Annotated in this window: 19 protein-coding genes; 3 read left to right on the plus strand and 16 right to left on the minus strand. The window is 58.9% G+C overall.

Annotated elements, in window-relative coordinates; translation table 11 throughout:
* The first annotated feature begins 45 nt into the window (after positions 1-45).
* Positions 46-753 carry a potassium channel family protein gene (locus G1C95_RS03750; protein ID WP_335341402.1) on the plus strand — a complete coding sequence of 236 codons (708 nt, stop codon included), beginning with the start codon at positions 46-48 and terminating at the stop codon, positions 751-753.
* A gap of 182 nt (positions 754-935) precedes the next feature.
* Complete coding sequence (locus tag G1C95_RS03755) at positions 936-1652, plus strand: hypothetical protein (protein ID WP_169171624.1); 717 nt, start codon at positions 936-938, stop codon at positions 1650-1652.
* Here the strand turns inward: G1C95_RS03755 and G1C95_RS03760 are convergent.
* The 5 genes from G1C95_RS03760 to tyrS form a co-directional block, all read right to left on the minus strand.
* Positions 1634-2359: a TlyA family RNA methyltransferase gene (locus G1C95_RS03760; RefSeq protein WP_240947430.1), complete on the minus strand. Its 726-nt coding sequence runs from the start codon at positions 2357-2359 to the stop codon at positions 1634-1636. The two genes, G1C95_RS03755 and G1C95_RS03760, sit on opposite strands and share 19 nt — an antisense overlap.
* 37 nt (positions 2360-2396) lie before the next feature.
* Positions 2397-2531 carry a hypothetical protein gene (locus G1C95_RS12625; protein ID WP_277348175.1) on the minus strand — a complete coding sequence of 45 codons (135 nt, stop codon included), beginning with the start codon at positions 2529-2531 and terminating at the stop codon, positions 2397-2399.
* A complete protein-coding gene (locus tag G1C95_RS03765) occupies positions 2531-3565 on the minus strand; it encodes an HAD-IIA family hydrolase (RefSeq protein WP_169171626.1) in 1035 nt (344 codons plus the stop codon). The genes G1C95_RS12625 and G1C95_RS03765 overlap by 1 nt, the downstream gene beginning before the upstream one ends.
* 9 nt (positions 3566-3574) lie before the next feature.
* A complete protein-coding gene (locus G1C95_RS03770; RefSeq protein ID WP_169171627.1) occupies positions 3575-5596 on the minus strand; it encodes a tetratricopeptide repeat protein in 2022 nt (673 codons plus the stop codon).
* Between the two features lie 76 nt (positions 5597-5672).
* Positions 5673-6995 carry a tyrosine--tRNA ligase gene (tyrS, locus tag G1C95_RS03775; RefSeq protein ID WP_169171628.1) on the minus strand — a complete coding sequence of 441 codons (1323 nt, stop codon included), beginning with the start codon at positions 6993-6995 and terminating at the stop codon, positions 5673-5675.
* A 189-nt stretch (positions 6996-7184) separates the two neighbouring features.
* Between tyrS and G1C95_RS03780 the strand changes: the two genes are divergently transcribed.
* A complete protein-coding gene (locus tag G1C95_RS03780) occupies positions 7185-9014 on the plus strand; it encodes a DUF975 family protein (RefSeq protein WP_169171629.1) in 1830 nt (609 codons plus the stop codon).
* Between the two features lie 15 nt (positions 9015-9029).
* Here G1C95_RS03780 and G1C95_RS03785 read toward each other — a convergent pair whose 3' ends face one another.
* From G1C95_RS03785 to argF, 11 genes are all read right to left on the minus strand, one after another.
* A complete protein-coding gene (locus G1C95_RS03785; RefSeq protein WP_169171630.1) occupies positions 9030-9806 on the minus strand; it encodes a putative ABC transporter permease in 777 nt (258 codons plus the stop codon).
* The gene (locus G1C95_RS03790; RefSeq protein ID WP_169171631.1) at positions 9800-10336 is read right to left on the minus strand and encodes an HD domain-containing protein; all 537 of its coding nucleotides are present in this window, start codon (positions 10334-10336) and stop codon (positions 9800-9802) included. Before G1C95_RS03790 ends, G1C95_RS03785 begins: the two co-directional genes overlap by 7 nt.
* Before the next feature lie 128 nt (positions 10337-10464).
* Positions 10465-10812 (minus strand): rhodanese-like domain-containing protein, encoded by a 348-nt coding sequence (locus G1C95_RS03795; RefSeq protein ID WP_169171632.1) that lies wholly within the window; start codon positions 10810-10812, stop codon positions 10465-10467.
* Positions 10813-10832: 20 nt separating this feature from the next.
* A complete protein-coding gene (gene thiF, locus G1C95_RS03800) occupies positions 10833-11657 on the minus strand; it encodes a thiazole biosynthesis adenylyltransferase ThiF (RefSeq protein WP_169171633.1) in 825 nt (274 codons plus the stop codon).
* A complete protein-coding gene (locus G1C95_RS03805) occupies positions 11657-12427 on the minus strand; it encodes a thiazole synthase (protein ID WP_470287741.1) in 771 nt (256 codons plus the stop codon). Before G1C95_RS03805 ends, thiF begins: the two co-directional genes overlap by 1 nt.
* A 156-nt stretch (positions 12428-12583) precedes the next feature.
* A complete protein-coding gene (gene thiS, locus G1C95_RS03810) occupies positions 12584-12778 on the minus strand; it encodes a sulfur carrier protein ThiS (RefSeq protein WP_169171634.1) in 195 nt (64 codons plus the stop codon).
* A 466-nt stretch (positions 12779-13244) separates the two neighbouring features.
* Complete coding sequence (gene argH, locus G1C95_RS03815; RefSeq protein WP_169171635.1) at positions 13245-14723, minus strand: argininosuccinate lyase; 1479 nt, start codon at positions 14721-14723, stop codon at positions 13245-13247.
* A gap of 58 nt (positions 14724-14781) precedes the next feature.
* Positions 14782-16614 carry an AAA family ATPase gene (locus G1C95_RS03820; RefSeq protein ID WP_169171636.1) on the minus strand — a complete coding sequence of 611 codons (1833 nt, stop codon included), beginning with the start codon at positions 16612-16614 and terminating at the stop codon, positions 14782-14784.
* 176 nt (positions 16615-16790) lie between these two features.
* Complete coding sequence (locus tag G1C95_RS03825) at positions 16791-18029, minus strand: argininosuccinate synthase (protein WP_169171637.1); 1239 nt, start codon at positions 18027-18029, stop codon at positions 16791-16793.
* A 79-nt stretch (positions 18030-18108) separates the two neighbouring features.
* Positions 18109-18621, minus strand: a complete 513-nt coding sequence (argR, locus tag G1C95_RS03830; RefSeq protein WP_169171638.1) for an arginine repressor — start codon at positions 18619-18621, stop codon at positions 18109-18111.
* 147 nt (positions 18622-18768) lie between these two features.
* The gene (gene argF, locus G1C95_RS03835; RefSeq protein WP_169171639.1) at positions 18769-19737 is read right to left on the minus strand and encodes an ornithine carbamoyltransferase; all 969 of its coding nucleotides are present in this window, start codon (positions 19735-19737) and stop codon (positions 18769-18771) included.
* Positions 19738-19750: the final 13 nt, after the last annotated feature.

Genomic DNA, 19750 nt, shown 5'->3' on the forward strand with positions numbered 1-19750 from the left:
GCACGTACTGCGCGCGGGCACTTGGCCTGGTGTAAACACAAACGAATACAGACAAATACCAAACAAACGCAAACGAGTAAGGTGGGGGCCATGGCTTCGAAGATCAATGCGAACAAAAGCGTGCTGGTGGTAGGTTTGGGCCGGTTCGGTGCCGCAGTGGCCACCACACTTGACGATATGGGGCAGGATGTGCTGGCCGTCGACCGCGATGCGCAGATTGTGGCGCGCTGGTCCGCGCATCTGCCCGTCATTCAAGCGGATATGACCGATGTGGCGGCCATCGAGCAAATCGACGCCTCCCAGTTCGATACGGCGGTGGTGGCCATTGGCGACAGCGTCGAGGCATCCGTGATCGTCACTGGTAACCTGTTGGACGCCGGCATTGTTGATCTGTGGGCCAAATCCGTATCCCGTGAGCATGCGCGCATTCTGCAGCGTATCGGCGCTCGTCATATCATCAACGCCGAAACCGATGCTGGCAAACGTGTGGGGCATTTGGTATCCGGCGACTATCTTGACTACATCGAAATCGACGGTCCCTATACGGTGGTCAAAATCCACACACCGTCGCATGCCGTGGGTCGCAGCATCGAAGAGGCGCAGGTGCACGACAAGTATGGCGTGACCGTGGTGGGTGTCAAAGCTCCGGGCAAGGAATTCCAGTATGGCTTCAAGGAGCTGGTTATGCATCGCAATGATGAGCTCATCATCATGGGCAAGCAGGATCAGATCGATCGTTTCCTCAGAGGCTGACAGCTGGCTGCCCAACTTTAGCCAGGCTGCACAATCAATGCACAATCAAAAGGGAAGTGACTTTGGTCACATGCCTTCTCATAATGCCCTCTGTATTGTGCCTGTAACTTTCTATCCAGCATGTCGTAAATCGAACGCTCTTATTATGAGCCGCAGTTGTCCCGAATATAGGGGGTATGGGCATGCAGACCAACGCACACGGCACAGAACGGAATTCCGACACAGACAGCGACGAGATAGCACCTGAGGCAGCGCCAGTTCGGGGAATCGGCACCCTTGAAATACGTGAACCACGGCAATTCTGTGGGATCGTACGTGCCCGAACCATCCACGTTGCTGATGTATTGGATGCGCATGGCATCATCTGTGATTGTTTGATTCTGGACAACGGCACGTTACAGTGCTTCGCAGATTTGCATGCCCACCGCATCAGTGGCAACGGATGCATTCGCATCAATGGTGCGTTGGAATGCGACAGTCTCGACTTGACCGGTGACCTTGAGACTCATGGCGAAATCATCTGCTCGGGCACGCTGAACATCAACGGTTCGCTGATCAACACCCGACGGGTCACCGCAGATACCATCATTCTCAACGGTGCCTGCAAGGGTCGCGAACTTGATGGACGTAATCTTGACATCCGGCCACTGAATAGCAACATGTTTGCCCGCTTCGGCATGAATCGCTTCGATGCCGGCATCGAAGTCGTGCAGATTAATGCCAATCAGCTCAAGGCACAGGGATTGCGCTGCCAAAGTCTGAAAGCCAACAAGGCGCTGCTGCGCAACGACTCGCATGTGCAAAGCGCAATCTGTGACGCCGCGCTGGGCACCGATCGCACCTCCAGCGTGGTGTTGGTGGGAGGCGATTGCCGGCGCGTTCACCTCAAAACTGCATAAAGCAGATATTCGGCATTGCCATGCGTGCCCTCGATGGGGCTGGGCGCGGTAGCACGAACATCCATGCCGTACTCGCTGGCGCAGCCGACCACCTTGGCCAAGGCCTGTTCGCGCAGGGAAACATCTTCCACAATGCCGTTCTTGCCCAAGCCCTCGCGCCCGACTTCGAACTGTGGTTTGACCAGCAGGACGATGTGCGTTCCCGGCGCACCGATGCGGGCGATCACCGGAATCACATAGGTCAGGGAAATGAACGACACATCCGAAACAATCATCGCCGGCCGATACGGTAGTTGCGCGGCAACCACCTCACGGATATTGACGCCGCTCATCTCAATCACCCGTTCGTTGCGCGCGATGCGTGGATCCAGTTGCCCATGCCCTACATCGAGGGCGATGACACGGTTCGCTCCCCCACGCAGCAACACATCGGTAAACCCGCCGGTCGAAGCACCGATGTCCAGACAGTCGAGGCCACGTGCGCTGGGCAGGCCATCTGATCGGAAGGCTTCGAATGCGCCAAGCAGTTTGTAGGCGCCACGTGACACATAGTCGTCGCCTTTATCGACGGCAAGTTCGCTGTGCGCGGCTTTGACCATGAATGACGGTTTGGTGATAGTCCGGCCATCCACGCGCACATGCCCAGCTTTGATGAGTCGCTGGGCTTTGGCACGTGATTCAACAAGACCGGCAGCAACCAGCATCATATCGAGCCGGTCGAGCGGCGTGGCAGGTTCCAAAACATCAGCCACGATTGTCATCCAATTCGTGTTGCAGCGCGTTCAGCACACTACGGTATGCCGTCAACTGCTGGTCATCGGTTTTGCTGTCGATATCAGCCAGTTCGGGGAATCGTTCGCTGATCGGGGTGCGATCCATTACAACGCCCAGTCCGGCAATGCGACTTGAGAGGCATCATGCCCGTTGTCGGCATACTGCCACATCAGGCACAGTGCGGCACGCAAAGCATTGATATCCGTCGGATCGTTGACCTTCAGCTCCTCAGCATCCAGCCACGCTTCGGCACCAGCGCACTGCCAGCGATTCTCGCCGGTTTCGATGGGCTCGGGGTGCGCCACATTGAGGTCACGCAGATCCTTGGACACGAAGGTGGGGCGCAGGTGCACGGGGGCCAGCAGCAGTTCAGTGGGGTTGGTCACGCCGGTAAGCACGGCGAGTGAATCATAGCCACCACGATTGCCAGCCTCAATATCTGTGTCCAGACGGTCGCCGATGGCGATCGAGGCCTCTTTGGGCACCAGATCGTTGCCACCGGCGGCATTGAGTTCGCGCGCCTCATCGTACATATAGGATTCCGGCTTGCCTGCGGAGGCGACCGGCTCGATACCGGTGGCGTTGATTACAGCCTGAATCATCGAACCACAGCCAGGTGCGATGCCCAGCTCACGCGGAATAGTCAGATCGCGGTTGGTCACGAAATAGGTGGCACCAGCTTCGACGGCAAAGCTTACGTTCGCCATCATTTGCCAAGTCATGTCCGGATACCATCCCTGAATCACCGCATCGGGCTTGTCTTCAGGTCCGTCCACGATGGTTAGCCCGTTACGACGCACCTGATCGTGCAGATGCTCGGCACCGAGTACCATCACGCGCGCCCCGGCCGGCACGGCCTTGGCCACCATGCGGGCGGCCACCACCGACGAGGTGATGACCTGCCAGGGTTCCACGTCCAAATCAAAGCCGCGCAGTTGTTCGGCGACCACGCTTTGGAAGCGCGATGAGTTGTTTGTCGTATATTCGATGGTCATGCCAGCCTGTTCGGCAGCACGAATCGATGCGGCGGCGTATTCGACGGGATTCTTGCCGCGATACACCACTCCGTCAAGATCCAGCAGCGCCAGCTGATAGGTTTCGGCCAGCGGGCGCTGCGTTCCTTTGAGCATACGAGTCATCGTCGTTGCCTAGTCCTGCTGTTCCGACGATTCAGCCGGTTCATTGTCGGATGCGACACCTTCGGCGGCTTCTTCAGCCGGTGCCTCGGTTTCGTCATCCTGCGCGTCGCCGTCGCCTGCTTCGGCTTCGCGGGCCTCGTCGGTTAATTCAGCTTCCGTCTCGACAGCATCGGCCTGTCGTTCCGCGTCCTGTTCAACTGGATCGTCCTGTTCGTCGCGCGCATCTTCAGACTCGGATTCATTCGTATCCTCGTCCTCTTCGTTCTCATCATCCTCGTCGGATTCGGGTTCGAGTTCGGGCGCGTATTCAGCTTCGGACGGATCAATGCCAAGCGCATCAAGCACGTCGGAGTCATCGGTCAGGCCAGCTAGGTCATGGTCGATGATCACATCTTCGGAGTCTTCGTCGAGGTCCACGTCGGCGTACTGCTCTTCCAAGCGGTCGAGTACGTCTTCAAGCGCCTCGGCTTCCTCGCTGCGGCCGGCCTCCTCAAGGAAGTACTGCTCGGCCTGCACCGCACGCATGCGATACTCACCCGGCAGGCCCTTGGAACGACCCACCGTATGGGCGATTTCAATGGCCTTATCCCACATTTCCAAGTCGCCAAGCGCGCCGGCATACACGAGGAACATTTCGGCCTTGGGAGCACCGGTCAGCATCTTGCCTTCGTCAGACAACGCCAGCTCCACAGCCTTCTTCGGATTGCCCAAGCCACGCTCGCAGTCGGCCATGAACGGCAGGTAATCCAAGAAGCCGTTCATACGGTAGGCGGTTTTGAACTCGCGCAAAGCCAGCTTGTAGTCACCCTTACGATAGGCGACGAAGGCCAGCGTTTCACGGGCGAAGTCGATACGGGAGGCCTGGCGGGCCACCCACTTGGCATGCTCGAGTGCTGCATCGGGGTCGGATTCCTCAAGATGGAATGCGGCGAGAATATGCAGGCCGATATTCTCAGCATGCTCCTTGGACAGGCCACGCAGACGTTCGCGTTCATCCTTGGACAGCATCGACCATTCCATGCCCTTGGGCATCTTCGGCTCGTCGGGGCGGCGGTCGGTGTATGGATTCTGCGAGGGGAAGCTCATCGTGCCGTCGGAGTTGCGGCGCGGACGGCTCATATATTCGCCGCGCTTGGCCTCACGATACTGCTGCTTCTCCTGCGGGGTGAACTCAGTGCGGGCGGCACGCTCCTCGTGACGGTCGTCACGACGGAAGTCGCCACGATCATCACGACGGTTGCCGCGGAAATCGCCACGGCGATCATCGTGGCGGAAATCACGACGTTCTCCACGGTCGTCACGACGGAATTCGCGACGCTCCCCACGATCCTCACGACGGAAGTCACGACGATCATTGTCACGACGTTCGCCATCACGGCGGAAGTCACGATCATTGCGACGGAAGTCACGGCGATCGCCGTTGCCCCCGCGGTCATCACGATGAAAATCACGACGCTCCCCACGGTCGTCACGACGGAAGTCACGACGATCCCTGCGATCGTCACGGCGCTGGTAGCGCGGATTCTCCCCCGCCTCACCACCATGCGAACGATAGCCACGGTTATCTCCGTCGCCGTCACGACGCGGCTTATAGCCCTCGCCATCCTCGCGATAACGTGGCTTAAAACCATCACCATCGCGACGCGGACCCTTATGGAAGCCGCCTTGGCCGCCGCGACCGCCGCGATAGCCGGAACCGTTGGACTTGTGGAATCCACCGGACTTGCCGTACGATTTGCGGCCGCCCTCATGGCCGGAATCGCCCTCGCCGTCGCGACGCGGCTTGAAGCCTTCGCCATCCTCGCGATAACGCGGCTTAAAACCATCACCATCGCGACGCGGACCCTTGTGGAATCCACCGGACTTGCCATATGACTTGCGGTAGCCGCCTTCGCGCTTGCCTTCGCCATCGCCATCGCGGCGTGGCCTGAAGCCCTTACCGCCGCGATTGCCACCGGGACGCGAAGAGCCGTGGCCGTAGTTCTTGCGGCCGCCATAGGACTTGCCGGAATGTTCGTTGCCTTCTGCCATTACCTAATTCCTTTGCATAGTGGTTACGTCTGTTATTCGAACGCTGGGAATGTTTCCAAGCGCGTTATTCGATCAGTCAGCGGTATTCGACCGCGCCAAGAGCCTTCTTGCCTCGGCGGATCAGTGCGAAACGTCCAGCGAGGAAATCGGATTCGGTCAAGGTGACGTCCTCATTCTCCACGCGAACGTTATTGAGGTACACGCCGCCGGACTTGATGGCGCGGCGCACCTCCGAAGCGGTTTTGAACAGGCCAGCCGCCTGGGCGGCATCGATCAAGCGATCGCCGGGCTTGGCATCGGGGAACACATGGTTGCCGTTCTCGTCGGCGACTTTAAAGCCATCCAATACCGATTCGAGGGTTTCGGCATCAATCGCCGTAAGATCGCCGCCGCGGCCGAACAGGGCTGCGGAAGCGTCGATGGCGGCCTGCGTTGCCTGCTCGCCGTGCACGAAGCTGGTGACCTCCCATGCCAGCGTCCGCTGCGCTTCGCGTGCGCCCGGATTCGTCTTGCTTTCCTCCACCAAGCGTTCGATTTCGGCCTTCGGCAGGAAGGTGAAGGCCTTCAGCAGGCTTTCCATCTCCACATCGGGGCGGTTGAACCAGAACTGGTAGAACTTGTAGGGGCTGAGCATCGTGGCATCGATCCACACGGCGTTGCCTTCGGATTTGCCGAACTTCTTGCCCTGCGCATCGGTGATGATCGGGCTGGTGAACACGTTCACATCCACGCCGCGCACCTTATGAATCAGGTCCAATCCGGAGGTGAGGTTACCCCACTGATCGGATCCGCCAAGCTCCAGTGTGCAACCGAATTCGTCGAACAGGTGCAGGAAGTCATTGCCCTGCAGCACCTGGTAGCTGAACTCGGTGAAGGAGATGCCTTCCTCGGAGTTGAGGCGACGGGCCACCGTATCTTTGGCGAGCATGGTACCCAGGCGGAAGTTCTTACCGATGTCGCGCAAAAAGTCGATTACCGTCATCTGCGCGGTCCAATCGTAGTTGGATACGAAGCGCACCGGATTGGTGCCCTCGGTGTCCAGAATGCCGCCGATCTGACGCTTAAGACGCTCCGCCCAGCCGGCCACCACGTCCTTCGGGTTGAGCGTGCGCTCGCCGGACTGGCGCGGATCGCCGATCAGGCCTGTGGCACCGCCGACCAGTGCGATCGGATGATGGCCTGCCAGCTGCAGGTGACGCATATTAATCAGCTGCACAAGATTGCCGATGTGCAGGGAGGCTGCGGTCGGGTCGAAGCCGCAATAATAGGTGATGGGCTCGCCGTTCAGTGCGCTGGCGAGTCGATCGCGGTCCGTGGACTGCGAAATCAACCCGCGCCATTCCAGTTCCTCAAGCAGGGTGTTGAAACCCGCTTCCCTGAAGTCGGTGACGTGAGCCATATAAGGTCGCTTCTCCCTATCGAATTGTGAGTAAACTTACGCTTTTCAAGCGTAGTCAAGTTTCGCAGAACACACCGACACCCGATGCCCTGGCATGGCAATACTGCTGGCAACATGCGCAGGGTGACGCACAACTCATGCGTCTTCAGGTACAGTAACTAGTCACAACCCGCGTGAGAAGAGGGGCATATGAACCGCAAGGCAATGAAGCAGCAAGCTAAAACCACGTTCAAACGACATTATTGGATTCTGGTTGTTATATGCTTGTTCGCCGCATTTCTAGGAGTACAGTTCTCCGACTCGCTGCTGGCGCTGCGCTCGACCAGCACAACCAGCTCGGCCAGCGCCGTTGCAACCGCTGAAGACAGCGCCATCGCACCAACATCGCAATTCACCAATCTGGATGATCTTATTGTCATGTTGATGAACGGCGACACCGATGAGGCACGCCAACAGGTAGCCAACAACGAAGCCGATGCCGCAGCCGCGCCAGATGCTCCGAACGCCGCGCTGGGGCACACACGCGGCGTGTTTGCCTCTCTGGCCAACGCCCTGTCGTCCGGCTCATTCCTGATCATGATCATTAATGCGATTGGCAGCATCACCCATTCTGCAAGCGTCACCACCATGGTGTTCATCGTGTTGGCAACGGCGGTGTACGCATTCGTCTGGCTGTTCATCCAACAGACGTATCTGATTGTCATGCGCCGCATGACTTTGGAGGCGCGCACCTACGAACAGGTGCCACTGCGTCGTTTCCTCTATCCGCTGCAATCCGGACGATGGGTATCCATGGCATGGACCATGCTGCTTACTTCCATCTTCCGCGCGTTGTGGTGGCTGACCATCGTGGGCGGCATTATCAAAACCTATTCGTATTTTCTGGTGCCCTATATCGTGGCGGAGAATCCGAATATCAAGGCGTGTGATGCCATCACGCTTTCTCGTCGCATGATGCGCGGGCACAAGTGGGAATGTTTCGTGGCGCAGTTATCGTTCCTCGGATGGATACTGCTCAGCTCCCTGACATTCGGTTTGAGTGGCATTTTCTATTCCAACGGCTACCGGGCCGCGTTCTTCGCCGAATACTACGCACATCTGCGCCAGCTCGCCAAAAGCAGCGGCATCGAAGGTGCGGAACAGCTTCGCGACGACTACTTGTACGTCCGGCCCACGCCGGAACTGCTCGCCGCGACCTATGCGGATGCCACCGCCGCTGTGGCGCAGGCTTATACCTCCGTTGCCGTCAAGCCCACCGGTTTTACCGGCTGGCTGGCACGCTGGTTCGGTATTTGCCTGAAACCCAACGGTGCGCAAGATGCCTGGGATCGCCATGAGGCGGTTCTCGATGCCACCACTCAAGCCCAGAACATCATCCAAGGGCGAGTCTATCCCGGCCGACTTGCTCCCACACCCATGCAGCTGCGTCTGGCACCTCGTTCCGGCCTCTGCCCCACGCGCAGCTACACGGTGCTCAATCTGGTGGCGATGTTCTTCATTTTCTGCTTCGTGGGTTGGCTGTGGGAAGTGACGCTGGCACTGATCACTGAGGGCATGTTCGTTAACCGTGGCACCTTGCATGGGCCGTGGCTGCCGATCTATGGCACCGGCGGCATCATCATCCTGGTGCTGTTGCGTCGTTTGCGCGATCGGCCTGCGCTGCTGTTCGTAGGTGCCGTGGTGTTGTGTGGCACCTTGGAGTATTGCGCCTCGTGGTATTTGGAGGTCACTCACGACGGTCAACGGTGGTGGGATTATTCGGGATACTTCCTCAATCTCAATGGTCGCATCTGTGCCGAGGGCTTGCTGGTGTTCGGACTTGGAGGGCTTGCCATCACCTATCTGCTCGCGCCTGTGCTCGACAATCTGCTGTCGCGTGCAAACCGTCGGGTTCTAGGTGTGTTGGCGATTGTGCTGCTGGTCTTGTACTGCGCCGATCAAGCGTATTCATCCGTCGTACCCAACATCGGCGCGGGCATCACCGACTACAAGGGGTCATCCACGTCGCAGACGGCGTGATTGCGTCAATTCACGTCAATGGCGCGGACGCATCAGCTCGCGCAATGAATCGATGACGTCTTGCCGTCCCAGCACCTGGAATTTCGGGAAGGACTTGAGCATACGCCGCTGCTGGGCGTTGACCACATCGGCCACCGCCTGTCTGACGTGTTCCAGAGTCTCTTGCGAGCCCTGGGACCATTCGGCAACCTTTTCAGCCACGGCCGAGGAGCCCCACTGCCAGGATTCGCCGGCTTTGGCGACATAATCCTGCACGGTTTCCGACACGGTGTCCAGCATCTGCGCGAAGTCAAGGATGCCAGCCACGGTAACAGCCACATCGATTGCGGTGAGTATGAACAGCACCGTAGCCAGTGTGTGAAGCGCGGGTATCGGGATCATATTGCTGAGCTCAGCGACAATAGGCTGCGCACCGAGCACAATTGCCACTCCCCCGAATCCGAATACCACTGCGCCCAGCAGGCAGACCCGGCCATTGATGTTGAAGTGGAAATTCGAATAGTCCCACCAACGCGCGTGGAACAGACGTTCCATGCCCCATGAGGTGACATATTCAAGCAGCGTGGCGCCAATCATCGAAATCAGGAAAATCAGCACAGGATTGGTCATATGCCCCAGCAACACAATGGCAAGTGAGGCGCCGGTGCCATAGATTGGGCATAGTGGACCGTTCAGGAAGCCTCGGTTGACGAATCGGCGCTCCTGGACGGATACGAGAATGGACTCATACACCCATCCGATGAAGCTGTACAGCAAAAACCACAGGAATAGTCGTTCAAGCGCAATCAGCATGACGGCCCTTCAATAGACGCGTGAGACGGCGAAGCCGGAAGCTCTCGGCGATTGAAGCGGTCAGGAGACAATGTTTCGGCGGTGGCTGAAATCTTGTCTGCAAAGGTGACGAGATAGCCTTCGATATACCGCGGCGGCATCGGGGTCATCGGAAACATGTGGTTCGCGATGGAATCGCGCTCGATACGGTTGAGGTCGAAGTCGCGAAGCGCGTTGGCGAGCGCCGCATGCCCGTGCGTGAACCCGTGCCAGCGGTGACGGCCTTCGTCCCAATCATGCCAGTCGTAGAGAAAATAATCGTGCAGCAGTGCGGCGCGAATCAGGGATTTCAAGTCCACGCGATACCACAGGTGGGCGCGGTCGGCCATCCACACGGCTAGGCAGGCCACGCGAATCGAGTGCGCGAAGGTGGTGACGTTGCCGTGCTGGTAGCAGCAGCGTTCGATGTTCATATGCTCGTGCTCCAGCACTTCGCGTCCGTATGTGGCGACCAGGCGCTGGATTTGCGCACGGGTGAGCAAACGTCCCACGGTGAGTTCCGTCCCTTCTCATTGCGGTTGCGGTGTGGCGTGGCGTGTGATTGCACCGCACCTACTGCGCGATTGTAGGGCATGCCCGGCATGCTCACGCTCGTTCCGAAGAATGATTGGGGTGATGTTCAGGAACGATTCGCCATCCGGTTGCCTTGTTCGGAGGCGTTGAGAAAGGTTTGATAGGCGCGGTATCCCCCGTCGAGACTGGCCACATCATAGCCTCGGTCGGTGAGGATTTCCGCGACTTCCGCGCTCCACCAGCCTTCGGTGCAGAATACGACGACCGGTTTATCGTTCGGTACGCTGCGCAACACCTGCGCCAGTGGGTCTATGGGCGCGTTGATGGCGTCCGGAACCGGATGTGCCGCGACTTCGGCCGGGTCTCGCAGGTCAAGCAGGGTAATGGCCGAGTGATCCAGTCGGTCGAATTCGGCCGGCGTGATATGCCGGAATGTGCTGTCGTTGATGCTCATGAATCGCTCTGTTCCGCCGGTTATTCGTTTGCGCTGTCAATCGTGCAGGCCGGCTGGATGTAGTTGGCCGGGTCAATGGCTGTGATGGTCGGTTGTTCGCCGCACACCGGGCAATCCGGCACGTGGGCGGGCAATGGCACGCGGCGAATATTCATGGTCAATGCGTCCACGGTGAGCATGCGGCCGATCAGCGGCTCGCCGACTCCGACAATCAGTTTGACCGCTTCGGTGGCTTCCAGGCTGCCGATGACGCCGACCACGGCACCCAGTACGCCGGCCTGCCGGCATGTCGGTACTTCGCCTGCGGCGGGCATGTCACGGAAAATGCAGCGATAGCAGGGGCCTTCATGGGGGCGTATGGTCATGACCTGTCCGGCGAAGCCGACCACTCCCGCATGGATGAAGGGCTTGTCGGCCAGTACGCAGGCGTCGTTGATGAGGAATTTCGCGGCGAAATTATCGGTTGCGTCAACAACAAGATCGTATGGTTCGATCAGTTGGGCAATATTGCCGGCATCCACGAGCATGTGATGGGTGGTGACCGTGACGTCGGGGTTCAGCGATCGCATGGCTTTAGCCGCTGAATCGACTTTGGGTTGCCCGATACGTTCGGTGGTGTGGATGATTTGGCGTTGCAGGTTGCTCAGATCCACTACGTCGCCGTCCACCAAACCGATGTGGCCGACGCCGGCCGCCGCCAAATACAGGGCGACCGGCGATCCGAGACCTCCCGCGCCGATGATGAGCACGCTGGAGGCGAGTAGTTTTTTCTGGCCTTTGACGCCAAGCCCACGCAGGATCAGATGGCGCGAATACCGCTCCACTTGTTCGTCTGAGAATGCCATCAGTGCAGATACCCCGTGGTCGGGCTGGAGGGCACGGCCTGCCCATGCGTCACCTTGCCAAGACCGGACAGATATGCGGCACGGCCTGCATCGATGGCGTGCTTGAATGCTTCGGCCATCAACGGAATGTTGCCGGCGGAGGCGACGGCGGTGTATGCCATGACGGCGTCCGCACCCATTTCCATCGCATCGCAGGCTTGGGAGGGCCGTCCGATGCCAGCGTCGATAATCACCGGAACGTTGGAGTTGGCGATGATGATTTCGATGAAATCACGCATTCGCAGGCCCATGTTGGAGCCGATAAGCGAGCCAAGCGGCATCACCGCAGCCGCACCGGCTTCTTCGAGCTGCTTGGCGGCGATGGGATCGGGGAACATGTAGGGCATAACCACGAAGCCTTCCTTGGCCAGTTTTTCGGTGGCGCGGATGGTTTCGGCGTTGTCAGGCAGCAGATATTTGGTTTCATGCTCGATTTCGACTTTTACGAAATCGGTGTGGCACACTTCGCGGGCCAGTCGTGCGATGCGTACGGCTTCCTCGGCATTGCGCGCCCCGGAAGTGTTCGGCAGCAGGGTGATGCCTTCAGGAATGTAATCAAGCACCGAATGCTCGGTGGTTTGCGCGCGGCGTAGCGCCATGGTTACGATTTCGGTGCCTGCGTGTTCCACGGTTGCCTTGATGAGATTCAGATCGTAACGACCGGAGCCGAGAATGAAGCGCGAATGGAATTCATGTCCGCCAAGGTTAAGAGGCTTGTCTTCAACAGGCATGGCCGGTGCGGCGGTGCCCACCGGATTGACCACGGTCGGCTGCTCGGGCAGCGGCGTCGCCTCGACGCGGGCTTCGGTAACGGGGTTCAAATTCATTTCAAGTCCTTTCGGTATTTCCCCTACATGCATATGCGTTGTGGTGTGTGACGGGCGCAATCAGCCGCCCTGCACGAACTGGACGATTTCCATAACGCACTCGTCATCGAGCATCGTCTCGGCGCGGCGTTCGCGCGGAATGATTGCACCGTTGAGTTCGATGGCTACACGCTCCGCACGAAATCCGTGCGTCTGGAGGTAGTCGGCCACACTCATTGGCTCGATGAGCGTCACTTGTTCTCCGTTGACCTGCATCAGCCAGTCCTTTCTTACGTCTTCCCTATGAAAAAAGGCGCACGAATGTAAGCCGTACCGTAAGTGGTGCGCCCATTCATGTGCCCTGACATGCGACCGAACGGCGTGCGCCGCGCGGCTGAATTATGCGGTTGCGTGCGAATGGCAATGACTTGGCATCGCATGCAACGTGTCCGGATGCCGTGATGTTGATTGGCAGTGCGGTTCACTCTTCGTTGGAGAACCTGTAGACCATGCTCTGTTAGCATATCGGCCGAAATCTGAACAACGATTCCTTACGACGGCATAACCCGCTTCAAGTTCCCCGGTCGAAGTCTGCGCTTCCTCTCAGCCTTGCGGCTCCCGGTCGTTACCGGCCAGCATAGAAGCCCATGATGACAAAGGCCCGTTGCCGGTTGTGTTGGCAACCGGCAACGGGCCTTGGCGTTGTATGAGCTAGATACGCCGTAGCAAGCGCATCAACATGTTAGAAGGTTCCGGGAGCCTTGTAGGCCGAGCCGTCGGACGTGGAGGCGGGGAATAGTTTGAGTTCTTCAAGTTGGGCTTTGGCGTCCACAATCTGTTCGCGCACACGACCGTAGGCGGTGCCGCCCTTGCCGTTGCGGGAGTCGACGGAACCGTGGCTCGACAGCACTTCGCGCACCTTCGGCGCCTTGTCGGCCGGCAGGAAAGCCGCGAACGTGGAGATGAAGTCCTCGTCGGTCAGATCCCAAAGTTCCTGGCCACGGCTTTCGGCAATCTTGACGCATGCACCGGAAAGTTCGTGGGCATGGCGGAAGGGCACGCCGTTCTTGACCAGCCATTCGGCGATATCGGTGGCAAGGGCGAAACCGGTGGGCGCTTCGGCCTCCAAACGCTCCGCGTCGAAACGCATTGTCTGCACCATGCCGGTGAAGGCGGGCAGCAGCACTTCGAGCGTATCCACCTGATCGAATACCGCTTCCTTGTCTTCCTGCAAATCGCGGGCGTAGGCGGTGGGCAGACCCTTCAGTGTGGCCATCAGTCCGGTCAGATCGCCGATCAGACGGCCGGACTTGCCGCGGGCGAGTTCGGCGATGTCGGGGTTCTTCTTCTGCGGCATAATCGAAGAACCGGTGGAATAAGCGTCATCCAGACGCACGAAGGCGAATTCCTGCGTGTTCCAGATGATGATTTCCTCGCTCAGACGGGAGATGTCCACGCCGGCCATTGCCGCTACGAATGCGAATTCGGCCACAAGATCGCGTGAGGCGGTGCCGTCGATGGAGTTGTCGGTCACCTTCGAGAAGCCGAGTTCGCGGGCCACGGCTTCAGGATCAAGACCAAGCGTGTTACCGGCAAGCGCACCGGAACCGTAGGGGGATGCGTTGATGCGCTTGTCCCAGTCGATCAAACGCTGTACGTCGCGCATCAGCGGCCAGGCATGGGCCATAAGCTGGTGGGCGAGGAGCACCGGCTGAGCGTGCTGCATGTGGGTGCGGCCAGGCATGACGGTATGTCCGGCTTTTTCGGACTGAGCGATCAGCGCATGCACCAAATCAAGAAGTTCCCCGGCGATTACGCGGGCATGGCGGCGCAGCCACATGCGAATCAGGCAGGCGATCTGGTCGTTGCGGGAACGTCCGGCGCGCAATTTGCCGCCGAGTTCGTCACCGGCGATATCCAGCAGGCCGCGTTCGAGAGCGGTGGCTTCATCCTCATCGTCCTCGACCGGAGCGAACGCGCCGGAATCGACGCGGCGCTGCAGTTCGTCGAGCGCATTCTCCATGCGATCGAGTTCATCGGCGGTCAACAGGCCGGCGCGGCCAAGCGCGCGGGCGTGTGCGCGGGAGCCGGCGATATCGTCGTCGGCGAGACGCCAGTCGAATTGAGTGGATTTGGACAGACGCGCAAGTTCAGCGGAAGGCCCGGAGGTGAAGCGGCCGCCCCACAGGGCGAGATGTTCGTTGGTGTTGGTTTCGGTCATGGTTCTACCATACACACAAGTCTTCCGCTCGGCACAGAGTACGTAGACAAGACGAACGCTACTCAAGACGCTGGCATGCGACCGCGCAGCGACGGTTGCCGACCGCGATGCCCCAGCGCAGGCGTCCCTGCGCCTGCTGCGGCAGGTCACCCTCGTCATAGCCGTGTTCGTCGATCTGCTGCAGTGCGTCCTTCGCCTTAGCTTGCAACTGTCGCGCGAAATCTTCTTGCGAAGCGTCATCATTGCGCAAGTACTTGAGTTCGATGGTGATCAGCGGACGCACTGCAGGTGCGACGAACGAGAAGTTGGCCAGGTCTCCCCCGCTGGGTTCCAGACGCAAATCATATCGTCCGTATCCCGCTTCCTTATTGGATTTGGGATCAACATAGCCGGGAACACCGAAGCAAAGGCCAGTGATAAGCATGTGCAGAGAGTTTTCGGAGGTCAAATCGAAGCTGGAAACACTGTCGCGCAGCACACGGGACAACTCAGCTCGCACGGTCTCCTCATCTCCGGAGCATAATGCGCGATGGAACCCGTCAAGACGGTCACGACCTCCTGACACATCGGCGAAACGATTGATGATCTCAGCTTTGTAAAGCTGCGCAATCTCTAGGTTAGGGATACGCAACCGACGTGGTAGGTCGGAACGGCCCGGTAGCGCAGTGTCCTCAGTGGTCAGGTAGCCGGCCAGATACAGCATCGACCAAATGGCCACGTTCTTCACGCCTAAATCGGGGAACACAACGCCAAGATCCAACGGCGCGGCAATCACCCCGCCGGGTTCCATAAGAGTGTAAATCTGACGCAGCGTGTCTGCGTTGGCTGAATGCAGCAGATCGCCCACCACACCATTACCTGAAGTGTTGCCCCAATAGACATCAGCAGCGCAGCCTTGTTTCAGGAAATTCAGTACGCTCCACGGGTTATAGACATCCTGCTGACCAAACCGGTAGCCGTCGTACCACTGCCGTGCAGTATCCATACCATCGACGCCATACCCTAGGTAGTTCGATAGGGCAGCGACTTCTTCTTCAGAGAAGCCATACCGCTCATCGAAATCGGTTGACATCGCAGTATTGACAACAAGATTGTTCAAATCGCTGAAAATGGATTCCTTACTAATGCGCTGCACACCGGTCAGGCAGGCGAATGCCAACATGTCACCTGAATCCTTCAACGTGCCAGTCAGCCAAGCCTTGACGAACGCGACCGCTTCATCATAATATCCGCCATTCGGCGCTGAATACGCTGTCATAATCGGCGCGTCGTATTCATCGAGCAGTACCACAACAGGACGCTGATGATAACGGTTCAGCAAAGCGACCAGTTTGGTCAACGACATTCGGCAATCATCCTCGCCCGCCTGCCGTGAGAGGATGCGTGTGACATAAGCACGGTCATCATCCGGCAACGTCGCATCGTCCAGCAAATACCGATGACGTCCGTATTCGTCGGCGATCATATTGCGCAGGGATCCAAAGGTCTGTGACCAAGTCAGCCCTTTGGCAGTGAGCATGCTCATACTGACTACAGGATAGGCTCCTTGATATTGCCGATAATGACCGTTATCGGCTTGCCAGACATCCGTGCCTTCGAATAGGGGCGCATTGTCCCGACCATCCGGAGGAAGCTCGAAGAACGTGCGCATCATCGTCATGTTCAAGGTTTTGCCAAAACGGCGTGGGCGGCAAAACAGGGTGACGGTATAGCCACTATCCAAGACGTCGGCGATAAGCTGGGTCTTGTCCACATATACCGATTGCGGGGCCACAGCCGCGAAATCCCCTTGACCGATGGGCAGCCGCTTGCGTCCGGTTCTATCAACAATGCAGGCTTTGGCAGTGCGCCACACACCGTTGCCGCATGATTGCAAAGCAGTCGTTACCATACTGCGCACGCACCTTTCGCTGAATACATCAGAGAATTCCGCCGATGAATCTCATTGTATCCGCATCTATGCGACGCGACGGAACCGGTAACACTTATGCGAAAGCGGAGTCGAGGAATCCCGGCCGTGGTTGGTGGGGATTTCTCGACTCCGCTGCGCTTGAGTCGGAATATTGATTATTCGACGGTGTTGCTCGGCACTTCGATGCCGTTGCCGAACTTGACATCGCGGGCTGCGGCAACGCGGGACGGCAGACCATAGATGTCGATGAAGCCGTTGGAGGACTTCTGATCGAAGCTGTCGCCGGAATCGTAGGTGGCGAGGTTGTAGTCGTACAGCGAGCTGTCGGAGCGACGGCCCGTCACCACGGCGCGACCACCGTGCAGCACCATGCGGATCTCACCGGAGACGTACTTCTGGGTGTCTTCGATGAAGGCGTTAAGGGACTGGGTGGCCGGGGAGAACCACTGCGCATCGTAGACCAGCTCGCCCCAACGCTTGTCGATATCACGCTTGATACGGTGCTGTTCGCGTTCGAGGCAGCAGTTTTCGAGTTCCTGATGCGCGGTGATCAGCGCCACGGCACCCGGAGCCTCATAGAGCTCACGGGACTTGATGCCGACCAGACGGTCTTCGATCAGGTCGATACGGCCGATGCCCTGAGCGCCGGCGCGACGGTTCATCTCTTCGATGGCCTGCAGCGGGGTGACGTCACGACCGTCGATCTTGACGGGGATGCCCTGCTTGAATTCGATGACAACTTCGTCTTCGACGGGCGGGAACGCCGGATCATCGGTGTAGGAGTAGCAGTCCTTGGTCGGGCCATTCCACGGATCCTCAAGGAAGCCGGTTTCAATGGCGCGGCCCCACACGTTCTGGTCGATGGAGAACGGGGACTTCTCGGTCTGCACGATCGGCAGCTTGTGCTCCTTGGCGAATGCGATTTCCACGTCGCGGGTCAGGGAAAGATCGCGAATCGGGCTGATGGCCTTCAGGGTCGGGTCGATGGAGGCGATGGATACTTCGAAGCGCACCTGATCATTGCCCTTGCCAGTGCAGCCGTGGGAAATGGTGTCGGCACCGAACTGGTGAGCGGCGCGCACAAGGTGCTTGGAGATCAGCGGACGGGAGATTGCGGAGACCAGCGGGTAGACGCCTTCATACAGAGCATTGGCCTTCAGAGCCTTCATGCAGTATTCGTTGGCGAACTCGTCACGGGCGTCGACCACATAGGCTTCGACCGCGCCGCAGGCGAGGGCGCGCTGCTTGATGGTCTCCAGGCTTTCGCCACCCTGACCGACATCGAGCGAGACGGCCACGACATCCTTACCGGTGCGTTCCTTGAGGTACGAGATGGCCACGGAGGTATCAAGACCGCCGGAATAAGCCAGAACAAGACGATTGTTGTCTGCCATGGGTTGCCTTTCTTAAAGTCACAAACAAACTGATTGCAAGTATATACAGTGCTATGCATATTTATGCACGGCGTGTCCGTCATTTGGAGGCGACGGTCAACAGCCAATCGGCTCGGGTTGAGGCTGTGTCGTCGTCGGCGCAAATCACCATTACCGTGTCGTCGCCGGCAATGGTGCCAAGCACACCTTCGATGGGTCGGCGATCAATTACCGATGCCACATACTGCGCCGCACCGGATGGCGTGTGCACCACGACAAGGTTGCGGGCCGCAGCCACGGAGGTGACCAGCCCGGACAGCACGCGTGACATCTGCTGTTCACCCCGCGCATTCGCATCCTCACCCTCACCGGCGGCATGACTGCGACCCACCGCATAGGCCACCGTGCCGTCATTAAGACGGGTTTTCACCGCATGCATTTCATCAAGATCGCGGCTAAGCGTGGCCTGCGTGACTTCAATGCCTTCATTGGCGAGGATGGATGAAAGTTGGGACTGCGAGGTGACGATGTATCTGGCCAACGCATCCTCAATGGCGCTCAGGCGGGCGGCCCGGGTGGCGGGTCGTTGCAGCGCGGTGTTTGCATCAGCCATGCAGGTCTCCTTCATCATCGTTCAACGGGGTTGCCGCCTCTGTTTGCGCCGATCGGCATAAGCGCATCATTCGGCATTCGCATATGCCATGGAAGCATCGTCTCTGCCGCATGTGGCGGAGGTTTGCTTCCACGGCATATCGCATTGTTATGCCAGCAGGCTGTCGTCGCCGCGAGCCTTGCCGGTCAGCCAGGTCAGCAACGCCTTCTGGGCATGCAGACGATTTTCAGCTTCATCCCACACCACGGATTGCGGGCCATCAATCACCGAGGAGGTGACTTCCTTGCCGCGATAGGCGGGCAGGCAGTGCTGGAAGATCGCATCCGGCTTGGCCAGCGCCATCAGTTCGTCGTTAACCTGGTAATCCCAGAACGGCTTGGAACGAATGGCATATTCGGCCTCTTCACCCATGGAAACCCAAGTGTCGGTGAACACGCAGTCGGCACCGTCGGCAGCGGCCTTCGCATCGGTGGTGACGGTGATGGAACCGCCGGTTTCGGCAGCGATGCGCTTGGCATCCTCGACGATGTCGGGGCGGGGCAGGAAGCCCTGCGGTCCGGCCACGCGCACATCCATGCCAGCCACCGCGCCACCAAGCAGGTAGGAGTTGGCCATGTTATTGGCGGCGTCGCCCAGATAGGCGATGGTCTGGTTATGCAGGTTATCGACACCGCCGCGATGCTCGGCGATGGTCTGGAAGTCGGCGAGAATTTGGCAGGGATGGAAATCGTCGGTCAACGCGTTAACCACCGGATGGGTGGAATACTTGGCCATTTCTTCGACGCGATCCTGGCCGAAGGTGCGCCACACCACGCCGTAGGCCATGCGGTCAAGCACGCGGGCGGTGTCGGCCACCGGCTCACCGCGACCAAGCTGGGAGCCTGACTTGTCAATGACCAGCGGGTAGCCGCCGAGTTCGGCCACACCGATGGAGAAGCTGGAACGCGTGCGGGTTGAGGGCTTGTCGAACAGCACGGCGACGGCCTGCGGGCCGGCGAACGGCTGCTTGTAGAAGCGATTGGCACGGAATTTGATGGCCAGTTCGAGCACTTGCTTCTGCTCGTCGTGGTTGAGATCGTCGTCGCGCAGCATGTGGCGCAGTTCGGGGGTTGCCATAGTTGGTCTCCTG

It is taken from the genome of Bifidobacterium oedipodis, from assembly GCF_012932425.1.
Classification (GTDB): Bacteria; Actinomycetota; Actinomycetes; order Actinomycetales; family Bifidobacteriaceae; genus Bifidobacterium; species Bifidobacterium oedipodis.